The 20,496-nt window shown below is 65.6% G+C and carries 21 protein-coding genes; 13 read left to right on the top strand and 8 right to left on the bottom strand.

Annotated elements, in window-relative coordinates; all coding sequences use genetic code 11:
* Positions 1-224, top strand: a 224-nt coding sequence (locus OZ10_RS04790) for a M3 family metallopeptidase (RefSeq protein WP_039564049.1), incomplete at its 5' end; no start/stop codon positions are given.
* Positions 225-322: 98 nt separating this feature from the next.
* On the opposite strand, the gene fabB is transcribed toward OZ10_RS04790, so the two are convergent.
* A complete protein-coding gene (gene fabB, locus OZ10_RS04795) occupies positions 323-1,531 on the bottom strand; it encodes a beta-ketoacyl-ACP synthase I (RefSeq protein ID WP_039403648.1) in 1,209 nt (402 codons plus the stop codon).
* On the bottom strand, positions 1,531-2,046 hold the full coding sequence (gene fabA, locus OZ10_RS04800; RefSeq protein WP_039403728.1) for a 3-hydroxyacyl-[acyl-carrier-protein] dehydratase FabA: 516 nt from the start codon (positions 2,044-2,046) through the stop codon (positions 1,531-1,533). The genes fabB and fabA overlap by 1 nt, the downstream gene beginning before the upstream one ends.
* Before the next feature lie 335 nt (positions 2,047-2,381).
* Here fabA and dinB point away from each other — a divergent pair, with 335 nt between their 5' ends.
* The 4 genes from dinB (at position 2,382) to OZ10_RS04820 (ending at position 7,885) form a co-directional block, all read left to right on the top strand.
* Positions 2,382-3,461 (top strand): DNA polymerase IV, encoded by a 1,080-nt coding sequence (gene dinB, locus OZ10_RS04805; RefSeq protein ID WP_039403645.1) that lies wholly within the window; start codon positions 2,382-2,384, stop codon positions 3,459-3,461.
* 119 nt (positions 3,462-3,580) lie between these two features.
* The gene (gene gph / locus OZ10_RS04810; RefSeq protein ID WP_039403643.1) at positions 3,581-4,231 is read left to right on the top strand and encodes a phosphoglycolate phosphatase; all 651 of its coding nucleotides are present in this window, start codon (positions 3,581-3,583) and stop codon (positions 4,229-4,231) included.
* 428 nt (positions 4,232-4,659) lie between these two features.
* Positions 4,660-6,876: a TonB-dependent siderophore receptor gene (locus OZ10_RS04815; protein ID WP_486684670.1), complete on the top strand. Its 2,217-nt coding sequence runs from the start codon at positions 4,660-4,662 to the stop codon at positions 6,874-6,876.
* 97 nt (positions 6,877-6,973) lie between these two features.
* Positions 6,974-7,885 carry an alpha/beta hydrolase gene (locus OZ10_RS04820; RefSeq protein ID WP_052209968.1) on the top strand — a complete coding sequence of 304 codons (912 nt, stop codon included), beginning with the start codon at positions 6,974-6,976 and terminating at the stop codon, positions 7,883-7,885.
* A 106-nt stretch (positions 7,886-7,991) separates the two neighbouring features.
* Here the strand turns inward: OZ10_RS04820 and OZ10_RS04825 are convergent, their stop codons facing one another.
* Positions 7,992-8,384: a TfoX/Sxy family protein gene (locus OZ10_RS04825; protein WP_039403635.1), complete on the bottom strand. Its 393-nt coding sequence runs from the start codon at positions 8,382-8,384 to the stop codon at positions 7,992-7,994.
* Positions 8,381-8,863 (bottom strand): GAF domain-containing protein, encoded by a 483-nt coding sequence (locus OZ10_RS04830; protein WP_039403631.1) that lies wholly within the window; start codon positions 8,861-8,863, stop codon positions 8,381-8,383. The genes OZ10_RS04825 and OZ10_RS04830 overlap by 4 nt, the downstream gene beginning before the upstream one ends.
* Before the next feature lie 229 nt (positions 8,864-9,092).
* Between OZ10_RS04830 and bioD the strand changes: the two genes are divergently transcribed.
* A complete protein-coding gene (gene bioD / locus OZ10_RS04835) occupies positions 9,093-9,767 on the top strand; it encodes a dethiobiotin synthase (RefSeq protein WP_039403628.1) in 675 nt (224 codons plus the stop codon).
* Between the two features lie 323 nt (positions 9,768-10,090).
* Here bioD and OZ10_RS04840 read toward each other — a convergent pair whose 3' ends face one another.
* Positions 10,091-10,426, bottom strand: coding sequence for a phasin family protein (locus tag OZ10_RS04840; RefSeq protein WP_039403625.1), 336 nt, complete (start codon positions 10,424-10,426; stop codon positions 10,091-10,093).
* 192 nt (positions 10,427-10,618) lie between these two features.
* Positions 10,619-10,972, bottom strand: a complete 354-nt coding sequence (gene queD, locus OZ10_RS04845; protein ID WP_008576903.1) for a 6-carboxytetrahydropterin synthase QueD — start codon at positions 10,970-10,972, stop codon at positions 10,619-10,621.
* 308 nt (positions 10,973-11,280) lie between these two features.
* Between queD and OZ10_RS04850 the strand changes: the two genes are divergently transcribed.
* On the top strand, positions 11,281-11,664 hold the full coding sequence (locus OZ10_RS04850; RefSeq protein ID WP_228890284.1) for a transferrin receptor-like dimerization domain-containing protein: 384 nt from the start codon (positions 11,281-11,283) through the stop codon (positions 11,662-11,664).
* 199 nt (positions 11,665-11,863) lie between these two features.
* Here OZ10_RS04850 and OZ10_RS04855 read toward each other — a convergent pair whose 3' ends face one another.
* Positions 11,864-13,246, bottom strand: coding sequence for a DEAD/DEAH box helicase (locus OZ10_RS04855; protein WP_039403615.1), 1,383 nt, complete (start codon positions 13,244-13,246; stop codon positions 11,864-11,866).
* A 378-nt stretch (positions 13,247-13,624) separates the two neighbouring features.
* Between OZ10_RS04855 and OZ10_RS04860 the strand changes: the two genes are divergently transcribed.
* Both OZ10_RS04860 and maiA read left to right on the top strand, forming a co-directional pair.
* Positions 13,625-14,614, top strand: a complete 990-nt coding sequence (locus OZ10_RS04860; protein WP_039403612.1) for a fumarylacetoacetate hydrolase family protein — start codon at positions 13,625-13,627, stop codon at positions 14,612-14,614.
* A gap of 43 nt (positions 14,615-14,657) precedes the next feature.
* Entirely contained in the window at positions 14,658-15,320 is a 663-nt protein-coding gene (gene maiA / locus OZ10_RS04865) for a maleylacetoacetate isomerase (RefSeq protein WP_039403609.1), read from the top strand.
* Between the two features lie 462 nt (positions 15,321-15,782).
* Here maiA and OZ10_RS04870 read toward each other — a convergent pair whose 3' ends face one another.
* Positions 15,783-16,916, bottom strand: a complete 1,134-nt coding sequence (locus OZ10_RS04870; protein WP_039403605.1) for a PilT/PilU family type 4a pilus ATPase — start codon at positions 16,914-16,916, stop codon at positions 15,783-15,785.
* A gap of 98 nt (positions 16,917-17,014) precedes the next feature.
* On the opposite strand from OZ10_RS04870, the gene OZ10_RS04875 reads away from it, so the two are divergent.
* The 4 genes from OZ10_RS04875 (at position 17,015) to OZ10_RS04890 (ending at position 20,461) form a co-directional block, all read left to right on the top strand.
* The gene (locus tag OZ10_RS04875) at positions 17,015-17,398 is read left to right on the top strand and encodes a DUF4398 domain-containing protein (protein WP_039403594.1); all 384 of its coding nucleotides are present in this window, start codon (positions 17,015-17,017) and stop codon (positions 17,396-17,398) included.
* Positions 17,395-18,285, top strand: coding sequence for a membrane protein (locus OZ10_RS04880; protein WP_039564053.1), 891 nt, complete (start codon positions 17,395-17,397; stop codon positions 18,283-18,285). Before OZ10_RS04875 ends, OZ10_RS04880 begins: the two co-directional genes overlap by 4 nt.
* Positions 18,286-18,639: 354 nt before the next feature.
* Entirely contained in the window at positions 18,640-18,858 is a 219-nt protein-coding gene (locus OZ10_RS04885; protein ID WP_005991804.1) for an HP1242/YdcH family protein, read from the top strand.
* A 232-nt stretch (positions 18,859-19,090) separates the two neighbouring features.
* A complete protein-coding gene (locus tag OZ10_RS04890; protein WP_039403582.1) occupies positions 19,091-20,461 on the top strand; it encodes a pyridoxal-phosphate dependent enzyme in 1,371 nt (456 codons plus the stop codon).
* Positions 20,462-20,496: the final 35 nt, after the last annotated feature.

The following is a 20,496-nucleotide window of genomic DNA, read 5'->3' on the forward strand; positions in this document are numbered from 1 at the left end:
ATGCGGCCGGTTACTACAGCTACAAATGGGCCGAAGTGCTCAGCGCCGATGCCTATGCCGCGTTCGAGGAAGCGCCCGAGCAGGTAGCCGAGACCGGCGCCCGTTTCCGCCACGAGGTGTTGTCGCGTGGCGGCAGCCGCAGCGCGGCCGACAACTTCCGCGCCTTCCGTGGCCGCGCGCCCCGGATCGACGCGTTGCTGCGGCATAACGGCATGGCCGGCTGAACCGGGAATGGGGAATCGGGATCGGGGAGTGGCAAGGGCGATCTCCCGGCACACCGATTCCCCATTCCCCATTCCGCGCGGCGTCCAGCGCCGCGTAGTTACACCCGGCCGAACACCAGCGTGCCGTTGGTGCCGCCAAAGCCGAAGCTGTTGGACATCACCGTGTTCAAGCTGGCGTTCTGGGTTTGCCGCAGGATCGGGAAACCTTCCGCGCGCGGGTCCAGTTCTTCGATATGCGCCGAGCCGGCCATGAACCCATCGCGCAACATCAGCAGGCTGAAGATCGCTTCGTGCACGCTGGCCGAGCCCAGCGAATGGCCGGACAACGCCTTGGTCGAGGACAGCGGCGGCACGTTGTCGCCGAACACCTCGCGCACTGCGCCCAGTTCGGTGACATCGCCCAGCGGTGTCGAGGTGCCGTGCGTGTTGAGGTAATCGATGGGGCGATCCAGCCCCTGCATGGCCATGTGCATGCAACGCACCGCGCCCTCGCCGCTGGGGGCGACCATGTCCGCGCCATCGGAAGTCACGCCGTAGCCCAGCAATTCGGCATGGATGCGTGCGCCGCGCGCGATGGCGTGGTCGTAGTCTTCCAGCACCAGCATGCCGCCGCCGCTGCTGATGACGAAGCCGTCGCGCTGCGCGTCGTACGGGCGCGATGCCACCGCCGGGCGATCGTTGAAGCCGGTGGACAGCGCACCCATCGCATCGAACATCACGCTCATGGTCCAGTGCAGTTCTTCGCCGGCGCCGGCGAACATCACGTCCTGCGCGCCATGGCGGATCAGATCCGCTGCCGCACCGATGCAATGCGCCGAGGTCGCACACGCGGCTGACAACGAATAGCTCAGCCCACGGATCTTGAACGCGGTGGCCAGCGAGGCCGATACCGCCGAGCACATCGTGCGCGGCACCATGTACGGGCCGACCTTGCGCACGCCACGGTTGCGCAGCAGATCGGCGGTTTCCACCTGCCACTGGCTGGAGCCGCCGCCGGAGCCGGCGATCACGCCGGTGCGCAGATCGCTGACCTGTTCGGCACTCAAGCCGGCATCGGCGATCGCATCGCGCATGGCCAGATAGGCGTACGCCGAGGCATCGCCCATGAAGCGCTTGAGCTTGCGGTCGATCAACGCGTCCAGGTCCAGTGTGACCGCGCCCCCCACCTGGCTGCGCAAACCGGCATCGGCATGATCGGGCAGTGCGGTGATGCCGGAGCGGCTTTGGCGCAGTGCAGTGGAGACAGTGTCCAGATCATTGCCCAGACACGAATTGATGCCCATTCCGGTAACGACAACACGGCGCATCAGAAGCTCTCCGTTGAAGTGAACATGCCCACGCGCAGATCCTTGGCGGTATAGATCTCACGCCCGTCAACGAGCATGCGTGCATCGGTCTGCGCCATCACCAGCTTGCGGTTGATCACGCGGCTGACATCGATCTCGTAGCTCACCAGGGTGGCGCTGGGCAGCACCTGTCCGGTGAACTTGACCTCCCCACAGCCCAGGGCGCGGCCGCGGCCGGGCGCGCCGATCCAGGTCAGGAAAAAGCCGGTGAGCTGCCACATCGCATCCAGGCCCAGGCAACCGGGCATCACCGGGTCACCGATGAAATGGCAGCCGAAGAACCACAGGTCCGGGCGGATATCCAATTCGGCGCGAATTACGCCCTTGCCGTGTGCACCGCCGGTGTCGCTGATCTCGGTGATGCGGTCGAACATCAGCATCGGATCGTTCGGCAGCCTGCCGCTGTCGGGCCCAAACAATTCTCCACGCGCGCTGGCAAGCAATTGGTCGCGCGAGTACGCACTTTGACGAGTCATGACGAACGTGTCCTGCAAGGAGCGAGAGGCAAGGTCGGCAAGGGTGCATGAGCCCGCGCGGTTCAATCAAACGTTTTATCCGTACGCATGCGTGCTGTTTCCAGCCGTTTGCGCTGTTCATCAGGGCCGGATTGCATGTGGAACGGCAGCATGCCGACATGCCGTCTCTGGGGAGCGCATGGTTGGCTCTGCAGCTGTGCCTTCCAGGCGTGATCGCTGGTGTTCGATGGCCGGTCGCGCCCGTTTGCCGCTTACATCGTGCGCGATCGCCGCTCAAGGCATGAGACGGCGCTGGCTTATCATGGATGCAGACCTGCAATAGAGAAACCAGCTTGATGCGCAAGATCGTGCACGTGGACATGGATGCGTTCTACGCATCCGTGGAGCAACGTGACGACCCAGGCCTGCGCGGCAAGCCGGTGGTGGTGGCCTGGCGCGGCGCGCGCTCGGTGGTGTGCGCGGCCTCATACGAAGCGCGCACCTTCGGCATCCGCTCGGCGATGCCGGCCCTGCGCGCCGAGCGCCTGTGTCCGGATGCGGTGTTCGTGCCGCCGGATTTTGCCCGCTACAAGGCGGTGTCGCGGCAGGTGCGCGAGATCTTCCATCGGCATACCGATCTGGTCGAACCGCTGTCGCTGGACGAAGCCTATCTGGATGTCACCCAGGCCAAGACCGGCCTGCAGCTGGCCACCGAAATCGCGCAGCTGATCCGCACCCAGATCCGTGAAGAAACCCAGCTCACCGCATCGGCCGGCATCGCGCCGAACAAGTTCCTGGCCAAGATCGCCTCGGACTGGCGCAAGCCCGATGGCCAGTTCGTGATCGCGCCCAGCCGCGTGGACGCGTTCCTGCTGCCGCTCAAGGTCAATCGCATTCCCGGCGTGGGCAAGGTGATGGACGGCAAGCTGGCGGCGTTGGGCATCGTCACCGTGGCCGATCTACGCCTGCGCCCGCTGGAAGAATTGCAGGCGCATTTCGGCAGCTTCGGGCAGAGCCTGTATCGCCGCGCGCGGGGCATCGATGAGCGCCCGGTGGAGCCGGACCAGGAAGTGCAATCGGTCTCTTCGGAAGACACCTTCAGCGAAGATCTTGCGCTTGATGCGCTGGACCCGCACATCCTGCGCCTGGCCGAAAAAACCTGGCTGGCCACGCGCCGCACCGAACGCATCGGCCGGACGGTGGTGCTGAAATTGAAGACCTCCAATTTTCGTATCTTGACGCGCTCCCACACGCCCGAGCAGCCACCGGCCTCGTTCGAGGCGTTGGCGCAGATTGCGCTGGCGCTGACCCGACGCGTGGAGTTGCCCGGCGACACGCGCTATCGCCTGGTCGGTGTCGGGCTGAGCGGTTTCAGCGATGTGGAAGAGGGCGCGGTGCAGGGGCAGTTGTTCGGCGAGGTCTCGCAGGCGCCGTGAGCGCGTGCCCGCCGGCGTTGCCGCGCGCGTAGACGGGTAAAACGGCTGCGCTCGCGCGGTGACGCGGCCTGAATCCCGCACTGCATACACTGCCGCGTTCCCCGCACGAGGCCATCCGAATGTTTGCGTATCCGCTGGTGATTTTCGATCTGGACGGCACCCTGGTGGACAGCGCGCCCAATATCGCCGAAGCCCTCAATGACACCTTGCAGGAGCTGGGGCTGGAGCAGTTCAGCGAATCCACCATCCGCGGCTGGATCGGCGAAGGGGTGCAGGCGCTCCTGGCCGCTGCACTGCGCGAAGCCGGCAGCACGGACGATGCGGCCACGGTCATGCCGGTGATGATGCGGCATTACGAAGCATGCCTGCTGCACGACCCGCAGCTGTACCCGGGTGTCGCGCAGGCATTGCACGGCCTGCGCGATGCCGGGGCGACGCTGGCGCTATGCACCAACAAGCCATCGCGATTCATCGCACCGCTGCTGGAGCATCTGGGCATCGCCGCGTCCTTCAGCAGCGTGCTTGGTGGCGATTCGTTGCCGCAGCGCAAGCCCGACCCGACGCCGCTGCTGCACCTGGCCACGCAGTTCCGGTACACGCCGCAGCAATGTTTGATGGTCGGCGATTCGGGCACTGACGCGGCAGCGGCGAATGCCGCCAATATGCCGCTGGCCATGGTGCGTTACGGTTATCTGCGCGGCTTCGACGTGCAGGGCTCCGGTGCGGTGGCCATTGTCGATGACATGCGGGAACTGCTGGCGTTGACGTAGTCTGCTCGGCGGGACCAGCGCAGGAACAGGCATCGCCCGCCACGTCGTGCAGCGACGACCATCGCCGGAGCTGGCGGCGTAGGTCGCCCTAGGTGATGGTCTTTCGCGTGATCGCCGCCCCGGCCAGCTGCCAGGTGCCGCCACCGCGATCCACGCGCGTCATCGGTGGTGGATGAGCTGCGCCACGCTGCGCAGCCCGTACACGGCCACGCCCGCATGGCGTTTCGTTTTGAGAATGAATCGCATCTGTGTAGAATGCGCGGCCAGGCTTGACTGCATCGGCGCGCCCGCGCGTCGTTACGCCTGTTGACGCATTACCCCCACCGTATCACCTCAAGCCGTCGCCAGAGGTCTATCTCCTGTCGAGAGGTTTGAGAATGTCCGCATCACGCCGGTCATGGATGTCTGCGTCTGCATGTCGTCCCGTGTTGTCCCACCGTCAGCTGGTCCAGGCTATTGCGCTCTGCTGTGGCAGCGGCATTTGCAGCGCATCGGCTGAAGACGTTGCCGCTGAGCCGCGGTCGCTGGACACCGTGCACGTCACCGCCGCGCAGATTGCACGCCAGGCCTTGGGGTCATCCGTGATCACCGCCGAAGACATCGAACGGCGGCCACCGGTCAACGATCTGTCGCAGTTGCTGCGCACCATGCCGGGCGTCAACCTCACCGGCAACAGCGCCTCCGGCCAGTACGGCAACAACCGCCAGATCGATCTGCGCGGCATGGGCCCGGAAAACACGCTGATTCTGGTCGATGGCAAACCGGTGGGATCGCGCGATGCGGTGCGCATGGGCCGCAGCGGCGAGCGTAATACGCGCGGCGACACCAACTGGGTGCCGGCCGAAGCGGTGGAGCGCATCGAAGTGCTGCGTGGCCCGGCCGCGGCACGGTATGGCTCCGGTGCCTCCGGCGGCGTGGTCAACATCATCACCAAGAAGCCGACCGGCGATCTGAGCGGCTCGATGAGCATGTTCGGCCTGGTGCCGCAGCACAGTGCCGAAGGCGGCGGCCAGCGTGCCGGCTTCCAGCTCAGCGGACCGCTGACCGATACCTTCTCCTTCCGCCTGTATGGAAACCTCAACAAGACCGATCCGGATTCGCTGGAGCTCAATCGCCGCTTCGCCAGCAGTACTGCGGCGGTGCCGCCGGCCGGGCGCGAGGGCGTGCGTAACAAGGACATCAACGGCCTGCTGCGCTGGGATCCGAGCGAAGGCCAGGTGATCGAACTCGATGCCGGCCTCAGCCGCCAGGGCAATCTGTATGCCGGCGATCGCGCGGTCAGCGCCGATGGCCTGGCCGGTGCCGATCTGGGCGCACTGTTCGGCAGCGAAACCAACACCATGATCCGCCGCACCGCCTCGCTGACCCATCGCGGCACCTGGGCGCTCGGCACCTCCCGCCTCACCGCCGCGTACGAAGGCACCGACAATACCCGCCTCAACGAAGGCCTGGCCGGCGGATCGGAAGGCTCCATTGCCGCGGGCCTGCTGGACTCCACCGCCACGCTCGACAATCTCAATATCGATGGCGAATTCAATCTGCCCCTGCAGGCCTGGGCCGAGCAGGTGCTGACGTTCGGCTTCGAGCGCCGCCAGAGCCGCCTCAGCGATGCGTATTCGACGTCGCAGACGGTGAGTGCCGGCGGTGGTTTCCCCGGCCTTCCCAACGGGACGCGCAGCCCGCGCAGCGAGGCCACGCTCAGCGCGGTGTATCTGGAAGACAACATCTACGCCAGCGAGCGGCTGACGCTGACGCCGGGTGTGCGGCTGGATCACCACAGCCAGTTCGGCAACAACCTCAGCCCCAGCCTCAACGTGCAGTACAAGCTCAGCGAAGACTGGTTGCTCAAGGGCGGCATCGCGCGCGCCTTCAAGGCGCCCAACCTGTATCAGTCCAACGCCAATTATCTGTATTACACGCGCGGCAATGGCTGTCCGGTGCTGTTCCCCAATCTTGGCTCGGGCTGCTATATCCAGGGCAACGACGATCTCGATCCGGAGACCAGCATCAACAAGGAAGTCGGTATCGAGTGGGCCCCACAGACCGGTCACCATGCCTCACTGACGTACTTCCATAATGCCTACGACGACAAGATCGTCGCCGGGATGGTGCCGGTCGGCGTCACGGTCGACAGACGCGGGCAGGTGTTCCAGTGGACCAATGCATCGGAAGCGATCGTGCAAGGGGTGGAAGGCAATCTCACCCTGCCGCTGCTGGGCGAGCAGGGCCGCGTGTTGAAGTGGAATACCAATGTCACCTACATGATCGAGAACAAGAACACCGCAACTGATCAGCCGCTATCGGTGATCCCGGAATACACGGTCAACACCACGCTCGATTGGCAACCGACCCAGGCCTTGTCGTTGCTGCTTACCGGCACCTTCTACGGCAAGCAGGAGTCGGCCACGCAATCGAGCACCAGCGGTGGCGCCATCGCCCCCGACGCGCGCGACCCCTACGATCTATGGGGCGTCAGTGCACGTTACCGCATCACCCGTAAGGTCAGCGTGGGCATCGGTGTGGACAATCTGTTCGACACCCGCCTGTTCCGCGAAGGCACCAATAACACCGGCGGTGCAGCGGGTGCAGCCACCTACAACGAGCCCGGTCGCGCGTATTGGGCGAGCCTGAGTTTTGGTTTCTAACAGCAATTTAGCACCGCGCGCGAACGTGGGCGCAGGACAAGGAGAGCATGCAGTGACGCGACATGATTCCTGGCGGCCTGCGTGTGCCGGTGTGCTGATGTGGATCGTCGGCACGGTGCCGGCATTCGCACAGCCGGACCTGAGCCGCACGATCGGCAGCACAGTTGCCGATCGTCCCAGTGCCTCGTATGTCTTCAGCGCATTGCGCCTGGATTCGGCCGATGGCCAACGCCACTACCGCGTGCGCATTGCCACCCCCAAAGCGGCGCCGCCGGCCGCGGGATATCCGGTGGTGTATCTGCTGGATGGCAATGCGGCATTGATGGAACTGGATGAACGCCTGCTCGACAGCCTGTCCACCCACGGCGATGCGCCGGTGCTGGTGTTCATCGCCGACGACAGCGCGTTGCGCATCGATGCGATGGGGCGCAGCCTGGACTACACGCCTGCGCGCTACGGCGACGGGCGGGTGGAAACCGATCCGCTGAATCCGCAGCGCAGGACCGGCGGCGCGGCAGCATTCACGCAGCTAATCGCAACACGCATTCGCCCACAGGTGCAAGCGCGTGTGGCGGTGGATCGTCAGCGGCAGACCCTGTGGGGCCATTCGTATGGCGGGCTGTTCGTGCTGCAGGTGTTGCTGACGCAGCCGCAGTTGTTCCAGCACTACGTCGCGGTCGATCCATCGCTGTGGTGGGGCGATGGACTTGTCATGCAGCAGGCACGGCGTGTGGTCGCCCATGCACGGGAGGGTTCGGCAGGCACGCAGCCATCCAGGCGTCGGCTGACGCTGATGGCAGGTGAGGGCGCATCACCAGCGAACAATGCAAAACCGGATCGTCCGGTGCGGCCGCGTGCAGATCCACAGGCCGCACAGCGCCTCGTCACGTTGCTGTCGTCGTTACCTGGCCTCACCGCCGACTATCAACCGCTGCCAGGCCTCAGCCATGGCCAGACGTTAGGCGCATCGCTCGCGCCAACGTTGCAGGATGTAGCGACGCATCGATGACCTTCCATCAAGCAGGCGTTCGAGGATAACCCGCTCGACAAGCACGCTGCTGCGGATCGCAGTGTTGGCGCCCACGCATGCTGCGGTGACACCTCGGCGTAGGCACTTAATCCTCGCGCGTTTCGCTCAGGTCCGCAGTATCTGCGCCTGCTTCGCCCATGTCGCCATGCGCGTCGTCATTGTCGGCACGCGCGTAATGCACGGTTTCCACCGGTCCGCCAACCGCGCGGCCGCGCACCGGCAACAGCGCGCTGGCCGCTTCGTATTCGGCCAGCAGGGCGTGGCGCCGCGCTTCCGGCACGTCCTGCCAGTGGCAATCGGACAGCGCACCTTCCAGCGAATACAGCAGATTGAGGCTGGGCTTGAAGCCGGCACGGCGTACCTTCACGAATGCGCCCACCGCACCGACGGCTTGCAGGTCCTGCTGCGTGCGCAGCCCGACCTGGCGCAGCCATGCCGCGCTCTTGGGGCCGATGTTGCGCAGCCGTTCGGTGGTCACGTCAGCGCATCCACAAAGACCTGCGCAATCGCTTCCAGGCCGCGTTGGTCGTCCGCATCGAAGCGGTCCAGCTCCGGGCTGTCCAGATCCAGCACGCCGATTAACGCATCGCCCTTGACCAGCGGAATCACCAGCTCCGAGCGCGATGCCGAGTCGCAGGCGATATGCCCGGGAAACGCATCCACGTCGGCAATGCGCTGGCTCTGCCGGGTGCTGGCCGCTGCGCCGCACACGCCCTTGTCCAGCGGAATGCGCACGCATGCCGGAAGACCCTGGAACGGTCCCACCACCAGTTCGCGGCCGTCGTAGAAATAAAATCCGGCCCAGTTGAGCGAGGGCAGGGAGTTGAAGATCAGCGCAGCCAGATTGGCGGCATTGGCGATCCGGTCCGGCTCGCCGTGCACCAGGGCCTGGGCCTGGGCGGTTAGCTGGGCATATTGTTCCGGCTTGCTGCCGGTCAGCGAAGAGGTGGCGAACATGGCCGAAGTTTAGCAGCGGTGCTCTGCGGCGGCATGGCGCGCTAGCGCAGGGCAGCCGTGCAACGCGGCGCTTCGCGGCGCCCCCCGGCGCCCCCCGGCGCCCCCCGGCGCCCGTGGCCGGCGCGCCGCCTGCCGCAGCAACTGCTTGCCGGCTCAGCGTCGAGTACGGATGCGCACGCTATGCTGCGCGCCCTCACGGCAATGGCGGCGCGGCCGCAGGACCTGACCGATGCAGCATCCGGCGTTTTATGTCACCGGCACCGATACCGGAATCGGCAAGACCATGGGCAGCACCGCGTTGCTGCACGCCTTACGGGCGCGGGGGCGCACGGCGGTGGGCATGAAGCCGGTGGCCAGCGGGTGCGAGCGCACCGCGCAGGGCTGGCGCAACGAGGACGCGCTGGCCCTGCAGGCCGCCAGCGACCCGCAGCCGGACTACGCCACGCTCAACCCCTACGCCTTGCCCGCACCGCTGGCACCGGAACTGGCGGCAGCCGATGTCGGCGTGACGCTGTCGCTGGACCCGATCACCCAGGCGTTTGCGCAACTGCGCGCGCAGGCCGACGTCGTGGTGGTGGAAGGCGTCGGTGGCTGGGCCGCGCCGCTTAGCGCCGATCTGGATCAGGCCGACCTGGTGCGCGCGTTGCGGCTGCCGGTGGTGCTGGTGGTCGGCGTGCGGCTGGGCTGCATCAACCATGCGCGCCTGACCGCCGCTGCCATCGCCGCCGACGGCCTGGACTGCATCGGCTGGATCGCCAACGAGGTGGATCCGCAGATGGAACGCACCGAAGACAACATCCGCATGCTGCACGCGCGTCTGGCGATGCCGTGCTGGGGACGGATTCCGTGGCGGCCGGGTGCCGATGCCGCCAGCCAGGCGCAGGGGCTGCAGTTGCCGGCTTAGGTCAGACCCGGCAAGCACGCGAGCCTGCTGGCACGCAGCGTGGTCGGCATCTGGTTAGTCTGCGCCCAACGCGCGTGTTATGGCTGACCAGATAGTGCATGCACGCTTCACGCGCCGGCAGTTCGCGCGGTCACTGCGTTCCTGTAAGCAACACGCTTGCGGGGTCACCGCAGAAGCTGCGCACCTGCAGCGTCCCCGAGCCAAACCTGCGCAGCGAAAACCCAGCGATCGGACAATAAAAAAGCCCGACAGAGGGAGGGATCTGTCGGGCCGGATTGCACGGGGGGAGGGACCCATGCAAAGACGCTGAATTTTATTGGCGGTTACTTGCGCCGGGTCTTGCCTGCTGCGCCGGCTTGCTCGCTGCCGGTGTCGAACTGCTGCTTGGCGAATTGCCCAAGCTCGCTGGACATCTTCAACCCCATTCCCACCACTTCCTGATTGACCGAAGCCAGGCGTTCCAGGTTGTCGCGGGCCAGTTGCAGTCCTTTCGGCCAGAGCGTCTGGTAGGCGCCCAGGTCGCGTGCCTGCGCAAACTCACCGAAGAAGCTGGTGGTCGCGTTAACGTTCTGTTCCAGCGTGTCCAATGCCAACTGGTTGGCACGTGCTGCGGCAGAGGCGAACTGACTGGTGAAGCTGTTTTCGAACTGCGCCGACATTGCGAACCCCTTGGGGAAGCGTGTGACCGTTTGTTGCGTTGCAGCATACGCCGATATTGTTGCGATGCAACACGTTTACTGAAGATTTGCCAACTCTCTGCAGAAGCGCTTCTAGATCAAATGGTTAGAGAAGATCCGAAACGACAGAAGCCGCCCAATCGGCGGCTCTAGACACGGGACTGCGCGAACTAATTAGCCGCGATAGCGGCAGCCGGACGTACAGGTCTCATGCACCACAATCTCGCTCAGCTGCGGCAGCGCCGGCTTGAGCTGCTGCCAGATCCAGATCGCCAGCCGCTCGCTGGTGGGGTTTTCCAGCCCTTCAATGTCGTTGAGGTAATGGTGGTCAAGCCGGTCGTAGATCGGCTGGAAGGCGGCCTTGATGTCGCCGAAGTCCATGATCCAGCCGGTCTCGGCACCGGGTTCGCCGCTGACGTGCAGTTCGACCCGAAACGAATGCCCGTGTAGGCGGGCGCATTTGTGCCCAGGCGGCACATTGGGAAGACGGTGCGCGGCCTCGAGCGTAAAGACTTTGAAGATATCCATGCGCGGCATTGTAAGTGCGCCGGGCCGTCTGCAGCCGACGGCCAGCGCAACGCGCAGCGATATGGCCGCGTCACGGTGCCAAATCGGCGATCGCCTGGTTGCACTCCCCACATGCAGCGCAGCGTCGAGGTTCGACGCGCTGGCCAGCGCGCCCGTGTGTCTGTATGCGTCACCGCAGCGCATATCCGTATGCAGATATGTAATTTTTGTTAGTAAAACGCACATGGCTCACTGCACAGCCCCCTGTTCATGGATGCCGTGCGTGAAGCGCCCTACGCCTTACCTGCTGTCTCTTGCCGTGATTCCCCTTGCACACGCCGACGAGGCGACACCCGTGCCGGGTAAGACCCTGGCTACGGCTGCAGACCAGCGCCAAGCGCTACGACGCTGCACTGGCCGCGCGTGGTGGCAACCTGGAGGCGAACGTGCGCGGCAAGCTCAATGGCTCGCTGCAAGGCATCGATCAAACGCTGCTGGTCGCGGGCGGTTTGCCGGGCCGGCCGTGGTACCGCAACCTGATCTACGCACCGGGCCTGGCCACCGGCTACGAGGTCAAGACCTTGCCAGGTATCCGCGAAGCGCTGGAAGACCGGCGCTGGGACGATCTGCGCAACTACATCGTGCAGACCGCAGCGGTGCTGGATCGGTATCGCGAGGCCATCGATCGCAATACCGCGTTGATCGAGGGCTAGCAGAGCGCTGCACGGCAAAACTGGCAGTACGCGGCCTCAGCGATGCCGCCGCAGCTGCCGGTCTTGCCTGATGCCTGTTGCGCGCAGCCGGTTCGCTACAGCGCATCCTCTGCACCGCGCCCACAAAAAAGCCGCCCGGAAAGGGCGGCTTTTTCAATTCAACGCCAACCTAAGCGTCGGTCACACTGGCGCGCAGGAATCAGCGGGTGCCGCTCGGACGCTGGCCGCCACGGCCACCATCGCGACGGCCGGCGCCCGCACCGGCATTGGCCTGACGCGGCCCGCTGCTGCGCTGGCCACCCGGCTTCTTCGGGCCGGCATGCGCGTGCGCCTGGCGCGGGGCATCGCCATGCGGACGACGCGCGTGGCTCTTGCGTGGTGCGCGGTCGCCGCCCGGCTGTTCGGCACGGCCCGGCGCGCTGTTGCCCCAGCGGATCGGGGTCTGCGGCTCGTAGCCCGGCACGTCGCGGATTTCGACATCGCGGCCCAGCATGCGCACGATCTGGCGCAGCAGCTTGGCTTCGTCCTGCGCCACCAGCGAAATCGCCTCGCCGGTGGAGCCGTTACGGCCGGTGCGGCCGATGCGGTGCACGTAGTCCTCGGCCACCATCGGCAGGTCGTAGTTGATGACCTTCGGCAGCTGGTCGATATCGATACCGCGCGCGGCGATGTCGGTGGCCACCAGTACGGTGACGCGGCCGGCCTTGAAGTCGCTCAGTGCACGCATGCGCTGGCCCTGGCTCTTGTTGCCGTGGATCGCCGCGGTCTTGATGCCGGACTTCTCCAGGAACAGCGCCAGCTTGTCGCTGCCATGCTTGGTGCGCGCGAACACCAGGGTCTGCTCGCGGCTGTCCTGCGCCAGCAGGTGCAGCAGCAGGTCACGCTTGCGCGCGCCATCGACCGGGTGTACGCGGTGGGTGATGCTCTCGGCCACGGTGTTGCTCGGGGTGACCTGGATCTGCATCGGGTTGCGCATGAACTCCAGCGCCAGCTGCTTGATGTTCTCTTCGAAGGTGGCCGAGAACAGCAGGGTCTGGCGGTTCTGGCGCGGCAGCTTGGTCAGGATGCGCTTGATCGACGGCAAAAAGCCCATGTCGAGCATGCGGTCGGCTTCGTCCAGGATCAGCACTTCGATGCCGGACAGGTCCACGCTGCGACGCTCGATATGGTCGATCAGGCGGCCCGGGCAGGCGATCAGCAGGTCCACGCCACGGCGCAGCGCGTCGAGCTGGTTGCCCATGCCCACGCCGCCGTAGATCACCGCGCTGGGAATGCGCAGGTACTTGCTATAGCCGCGCAGGCTGTCATGCACCTGGGTGGCCAGCTCGCGGGTGGGGGTCAGGATCAGCGCGCGCGGCTTGCGCGGGCCGTTGACCGGCTGCGGCGAGGTGCCCAGGTGCTGCAGCAGCGGCAGGCCGAACGCGGCGGTCTTGCCGGTGCCGGTCTGTGCGCCGGCCAGCAGGTCGTGGCCTTCCAGCACCAGCGGGATCGCCTGCTGCTGGATCGGGGTAGGGGTTTCATAGCCCTGCTCGGCCAACGCGCGCAGCAGGAAGGGCGCAAGGCCCAGGGATTCAAAAGACATCAGGAAGCTCCAAGTAAAGCGTCGCCGCCAGGCACAGCCCGGAGCGCAGACGCATTGCAGATGCAAAAAGGTGAGGCTCGGAGCGTTCCCGTGAACCGCGCTGCGAGATGGTGGAACAACCCGATCAAAGAGCGATGGGTTTGTCGGCACCACGAAAGGCGTCGGGTGGGGCGGGCGAGCGGATCGATCGATCCTGGCCTCGCCGGCGGTCCCAAAGGGAAACGGACGGCCGCATGCAGACTCGGCAAGTGTACGCGGGTTTGGCGCGCTGCACAAAATTCACGTAGTGCGGTTGTGCTGCGGCTCAGTTGTTTCAGGTGTAACGGATGCCGCGGCAGGTCGTACAATCGGCCGATCCGTCACTGCAGCAGGAAGGTCATGAAGCTAGGTTCCCTGAAGGAAGGCGGCCGCGACGGCAGCCTGATCGTGGTCTCCCGCGACCTTGGCAAGGCAGTCCGCGCCACCGGCATCGCGCCGACCCTGCAGCGCGCGCTGGAGGACTGGAGCAATGTCGCGCCGCGGCTGAATGCCTTGTCGGCCTCGCTCAATGACGGCAGCGCCGACGGCGTGTTCGATCTGGATATGCAGGCCCTGGCCGCGCCGCTGCCGCGCGCCTACGAGTTCGTCGACGGCAGTGCCTACCTGCCACACGTGGAGCGCGTACGCCGCGCGCGCAACGCCGAGGTGCCGGAGAGCTTCTACACCGACCCGTTGATGTACCAGGCCACCAGCGCCGGCTTCTACGGCCCGCGCGATGCCATCAAGGTGATCAGCGAAGAGCACGGCATCGACCTGGAAGCCGAGCTGGTGGTCATCACCGATGACGTGCCGATGGGCGCTTCGTCCGAGCAGGCAGCTGGGCACATACAGTTGGTCGGCCTGGTCAACGATGTCTCGCTGCGCAACCTGATCCCGGCCGAGCTCGCCAAGGGCTTCGGTTTTGTGCAATCCAAGCCGCGCTCGGCGCTGTCGCCGGTCTTCGTGACCCCGGACGAGCTGGGCGATGCCTGGCGCGACAGCAAGGTGCATCTGCCGTTGGTGACCCACGTCAACGGCACCTGGTTCGGTGCGCCGGAAGCCGGCAACGACATGCAGTTCGACTTCGCCCAGCTGATCGCCCATGCCGCCAAGACCCGCCCATTGTCGGCCGGCACGATCGTCGGCTCGGGCACGATTGCCAACCAGGACACCAGCCTGGGTGCCTCGTGTTTTGCCGAACAGCGCGTGGTCGAGACCCTGCGCGACGGCAAGCCCAGCACGCCGTTCATGGCCTTCGGCGACGTGGTGCGGATCGAGATGTTCGCGGCCGACGGCGCCAGCATCTTCGGGGCGATCGAGCAGCGCGTCGAACGGCAGCCGCTGCCGTGAGCTGCGTTGCCGCGTCGCGTGATGTCGCCACCGGCTGCCGCGCATGAGCATGCCGCTGGAGCTGTTTTCGTACTGGCGCTCCAGTGCTGCCTATCGCGTGCGCATCGGTCTGCACCTGAAGGCGTTGGACTATCGTGCGCATCCGGTGCATCTGGTGCGCGGCGGTGGCGAACAGCATGCGCCGGCCTATGCGCAGCTCAATCCGCAGGAACTGGTACCCACCCTGCGGCATGGCCCGTTGGTGATCGCGCAATCGCTGGCGATCCTGGAGTATCTGGAAGATGCCTTCCCCGAGACGCCTCGTCTGCTCCCGGCAGCGCCTGCCGAGCGCGCCCGCGTGCGTGCGCTGGCGCAGGTCATTGCCTGCGATGTGCATCCGCTCAACAACCTGCGCGTCATGCAGTTGCTGGAGCGCGAGTTCGCGCTGGATGCAGCGCAGCGCCAGCACTGGACGCGGCACTGGATGGAGCGCGGCTTTGCCGCACTGGAACAGCAGCTGGCACGCGACCCGCTCACTGGCCGCTTCTGTCATGGCGATGTGCCAGGCCTGGCCGATGGGGTATTGATCCCGCAGCTCTACAACGCGCACCGGTTCGAGGTCGATCTGGGCCCGTATCCCACCCTGCAGCGCATCGAACAGGCCTGCCTGGCGTTACCGGCCTTCGACGCGGCACGACCGGAGATGCAGGTGGATGCGGTGGCGTGAGGGCTGCGCATCGAGGCCCTCATCCGCCCTTCGGGCACCTTCTCCCGTGGGACGGGAGAAGGGAAAGCCGGGCGTCTGGCCAGATCCGGGCCGTTGCGATGCTGGTTGATGTTGCGACGCAAAGCTGTACGGTTCAAAGCGCAAGCCCCAAGGCACCGCACGCTCACTGGTGTCCCTTCTCCCGCGGCACGGGAGAAGGGCAGGCCGGGCGTCTGATTCGAACCGGGCCGTTGCGATGCTGGATGAAGTTGCGACGCAAAACCGTACGTTTCAAAGCGCCAGCGCCAAGGCACCTCACTGTTGTCCCTTCTCCCGCATGCGGGAGAAGGTGGCGCGCAGCGCCGGATGAGGGCGCCTGTCGCATCGGCATCGCGAACGAGGAGCTCGTCGCAGCGTCCGCCCTGACAGTTCAGGAGCCGGCAACCCGAGCGCTGCAATGACCGGCCATCGCCGCCAGACTGATCAGATGAACCCGTGACTGATCTTCGGCGAAGCCGCCGCTTCGTAATCCGCGTAAGGATCGTGCTCGCCCGAGCCCCCTTCCGACAGGCGGAATTTCAGCGCCAGGCCATCGCGTGAATCGGCCGCGCGCAGCGCCTCTTCCTGCTCGATCTCACCGGTCTTGACCATCCGGAACAGGCATTGGTCGAAGGTCTGCATGCCTTCTTCCAGCGACTCTTCCATCGCCTGCTTGACCTCGTGCACCTGCCCGCGCCGCAGCAAGTCGCGGATCATCGGCGTGTTGAGCAGTACCTCGGTCGCCGGCCGGCGGCGTCCGTCCACGCCCTTGACCAGGCGCAGCGACACCACCGCGCGCAGATTCAGCGCCAGATTCATCAGCACGTTCTTGTGCGCGCTCTCGGGGAAGAAATTGAGGATGCGCTCGATGGTCTGGTCGGCATTGTTGGAGTGCAGCGTTGCCAAGCACAGGTGGCCGGTTTCGGCGAACGCGATGGCCGCCTCCATGGTCTCGGCGTCCAGGATCTCGCCGATCAGGATCACGTCCGGCGCCTCGCGCATCGCGTTCTTCAGCGCGCTCTGGAAGGCGTGTGTGTCCAGGCCCACCTCGCGCTGGTTCACGATCGACATCTTGTGCTTGTGCAGATACTCGATCGGGTCCTCGATGGTGAGGATGTGCCCGGTGGTGGTGCTGTTGCGGTGGTCGATCATCGAGGCCAGCGAGGTCGACTTGCCCGAGCCGGTGGACCCCACCACCAGCACCAGCCCGCGCGGGGTCATGATGACGTCCTTGAGCACCTGCGGCAGGTTGAGCTCTTCGATGCTCGGGATGCGGCTGCGGATGGCGCGGATCACCATGCCCACTTCGCCGCGCTGCTTGAACACGTTGACGCGGAAGCGGCCCGCGTCGGGCAGGGCGATGGCCATGTTGAGCTCGAGCTCGCGCTCGAACTGCGGCACCTGGCCTTCGTCCATCAAGGAATAGGCGATTTTCTTGACCATTCCCGGCGGCAACCCCGTATTGCCGAGCGGGTAGAGCTTGCCTTCGATCTTGATGTACACCGGCGCGCCGGTGGTCAAGAACATGTCCGAGGCATTCTTTTCGGTCATCAGCTTCAGGAAGTAGCCGATATCCATGCGCAATGGTTCCCCAACAAACAGCAGCGTCTCGTTGCAAGTCCGCCGCAGGCTTCCGACAATGGCCGTGCTCGAGACTTCTCGCTACGGCTCCCCTAATGACGGCTAGCTTCGCATACTTGCGGCGATCCCTGTATGGCATCGCCTGTTTCATGGTTTTTTCCTCTCCGGCCGCCGCCCAGGTGGCACCGGAGCTCACCGCCGCCGAACAGGCGGTGCAACGCGCCACCCAGGCCGATGCCGACCAATACGCCCCGGATCTGGTCAACCTGGCCCGCCAGGAATTGATGCAGGCCCAGCAGGCGCAACTGGACAAGCGCCAGCGCAAGCAGGTGCCGCAGATCGCCTTGCGCGCAGCGGCTGACGCCGATCTGGCCAAGGCCCGCAGCGAGGAGGCGGTGGTCACCGCCCAGCTGGAACAGCGCAAGCGGGAAGTGGCGCAGTTGCAGAACAGCCTCAACACCGGGGAAGGTGGCCGATGAAAGTGCGCCCACTGCTCTACATCGGTGTATTGAGCCTGGCCAGCTTGCCGCCGCTGGCGATGGCGGCCAAGGACGACCCGCAGGCCGACGCGCTCGACCGGCGCCTGGCGGCGCTGCAGAACGACCCGCAGACCAATGACTTGGCCCGCTTCGAGCGGCTGCAGGCCCAGCAAAGCGTGGCCGCACTGGCCGAGGCCAAGCGCCGCGACCGCGACGAGCTGGTGTTCCTGGCCGACCGCCGGGTCGAAATTGCCGAGCTCACCGCCCGCACCGCATTGGCGCGGCGCGAGCTGGATCGGCTGGAAGGCACCCGCAACGACCTGCTGATCGAAGCCAGCCGCCGCGATGCCTCGCGCGCGCGCCAGGAGGCCGAGCGCCTGCGCGTGCAGGCGCAGATCCAGGCCGAAGAGGCCGAGCGCATGCGTCAGGCCGCCGAACAGGAGACCCTGGCCCGGCAGGATGCCGAGCTGGCCCTCACTAGCGTGGCCGGCAAGCAGACCGCCAAGCTCAATGCCGCCCAGCAGAAGGCCGTGCAGCTGGCGCACGAGGAGGCCGAACTGGTGGCCGGGGCCAAGTTGCCGGCTGCCAAGTTCGATAGCCGCGGCGAAGTGTTTTCCCTGGGTAGCGGTGCCTTCGGTGGCAAGACGGCGTTGTCCGGCGATGCGGCCGGGCAGGCCAAGGCCCTGGCCGAATACCTGAACATCGGCAAGAAGGGCCGGGTCAGCATCGTTGGCTTCGACAACGACGCGGCCACGGCCAAGAAGCGTGCCGAGGCGGTACGCGATGCGTTGGTGGCCGGCGGGGTGGCTGCGTCGCGGTTGCAGGTCACCGGCGCCAAGGGTGCCGCCAGCAAGACGCGGGCGGCCGAGGTCGTTGTCGCGCCCTGATGGCAAGTGGTTGGAAGTTAAGGTCTTTTAACTCCGGCATGACGCCCGGTTGAACCGCAGTCACTGATTGACGCCAAGAAGCGGCGGAGCGGCCCTTTCGGCCTTGAACCCCCTGCGCGACCGGCGTAGGGTCGTACTTCCAGGCAGCAACTCCGCTGCCTGGAAAGTACGGAGGGCCGGGCCAGTGACGCAAGGGCACGCAGCGACGCAACGTGGTGGAAGAGCAGGTGGTCTCGCCAGCGCGTGTGCCGTTGTCCCCTTTGCCACCGTGACTCGTGGGTCTTCCATCCCCAAGCAGCGCCCCGTGCCGCCCGCGGCCGGGGCGTTCTTGTTTTAAGTGAAGGAGGCAACGCCATGTTCGAAGGGCAACCGCAGACCGAAATCGACGCATTGATCAAGTCCGATCCCGAGTTCAAGCAGCTGTACCAACGCCACAAGCTCTTGAACAAGAAATGCATGGATGCCGAACTTGGGGTGCTCCCCATCGACGACGTGACCTTGGGCCAGATGAAACGCGAGAAGTTGCAGGCCAAAGAAAAGCTCACCCGGATGTACGACCAGCTCACGCACTGATCCTTCCCCACCGCTAGAACAAGTTCACCGTCGCGGGCGGTGGCGGCCTCCTCGTCGGCTTGCCACCGTCCGCGTCTTTATTTGGCCAGCACCGGTCGTTGCATGTTGCCAAGGGCGGTTGGGCACGCTTGTTCATCGGGGCGCGCAATCGCTTCACGCCTGAATGAGCATTCCCCGCCGGTTCGTCGGATAATGACCGGTCTAGCCCGCGCGGCGCAGCGACGATATCCCGATGGCGATTCATTCCTCCGTACTCGAACTGATTGGCAACACGCCGATCGTCAAGGCCCAGCGCCTGGACACCGGCGTCTGCGAGCTGTTCCTCAAGCTGGAGGCGAACAATCCCGGCGGATCGATCAAGGACCGCATCGGCCTGTCGATGATCGAGGCAGCTGAGCAGCGCGGCGACCTGAAGCCCGGCGCCACCCTGGTGGAAGGCACCGCCGGCAATACCGGCCTGGGTCTGGCCCTGGTGGCGCAGCAGAAGGGCTACCAGCTGATCCTGGTGGTGCCGGACAAGATGAGCCGCGAGAAGATCTTCAATCTCAAGGCCATGGGCGCCAACGTGGTGCTGACCCGCTCGGACGTGGCCAAGGGCCACCCGGAGTATTACCAGGACCTGGCCGCCAAGATCGCCGCCGAGACCCCGGGCGCTTACTTCATCAACCAGTTCGGCAATCCGGACAACCCGGCCGCGCACGAATTCGGCACCGGCCCGGAAATCCTGGCGCAGATGGACGGCCAGCTGGACGCGATCGTGTTCGGCTGCGGCAGCTCCGGCACCATGACCGGCCTGTCGCGCGCGTTCGCCAGCGCCTCGCCGCACACCGAACTGGTGCTGGCCGACCCGGTCGGCTCGATCCTGACCCAGTACATCGAAGAAGGCACGGTCAGCGAAAAGTCCGGCAGCTGGCTGGTCGAAGGCATCGGCGAGGACTTCCTGCCGGATATCTCCGACTTCACGCGCGTCAAGAAGGCCTATTCGATCAGCGACGCGGAGAGCTTCCACACCGCGCGCGAGCTGCTGGCCAAGGAGGGCATCCTCGGCGGCTCGTCCACTGGCACCCTGCTGGCCGCAGCGCTGAAGTATTGCCGCGAGCAGACCACGCCCAAGCGCGTGCTGGTGTTCGTGTGCGATACCGGCAACAAGTACCTGTCGAAGATGTACAACGACTACTGGATGCTGGACAACGGCTTTTTGGAGCGCCCGCAGCACGGCGACCTGCGCGACCTGATCCTGCGCCCGTACAACAAGCGCGACACCGTCGTGGTCGGCCCGAAGGACCTGCTGACCACCGCGTACCAGCGCATGAAGCTGTACGACGTCTCGCAGTTGCCGGTGATCGACGACGGCGAGCTGGTCGGCATCGTCGACGAGAGCGACGTGCTGCTGCATGTATATGGCGACGAGGCGCGCTTCCGCGACCCGATTTCCACCGCCATGGTCAGCAAGCTTGATCGCCTGGATGTCGCGTCGCCGATCGAAGCGCTGCTGCCGGTGTTCGACCGCGGGCAGGTTGCCATCGTCATGGACGGCAAGCAGTTTCTGGGCCTGATCACCCGTATCGACCTGCTCAACTACCTGCGCCGCCGCGTGCAGTGATCGCATGCAGTGATCAGCCAGCGCCGCGCGCCCGG

This window comes from Xanthomonas cannabis pv. cannabis (genome assembly GCF_000802365.1).
GTDB lineage: Bacteria > Pseudomonadota > Gammaproteobacteria > Xanthomonadales > Xanthomonadaceae > Xanthomonas > Xanthomonas cannabis.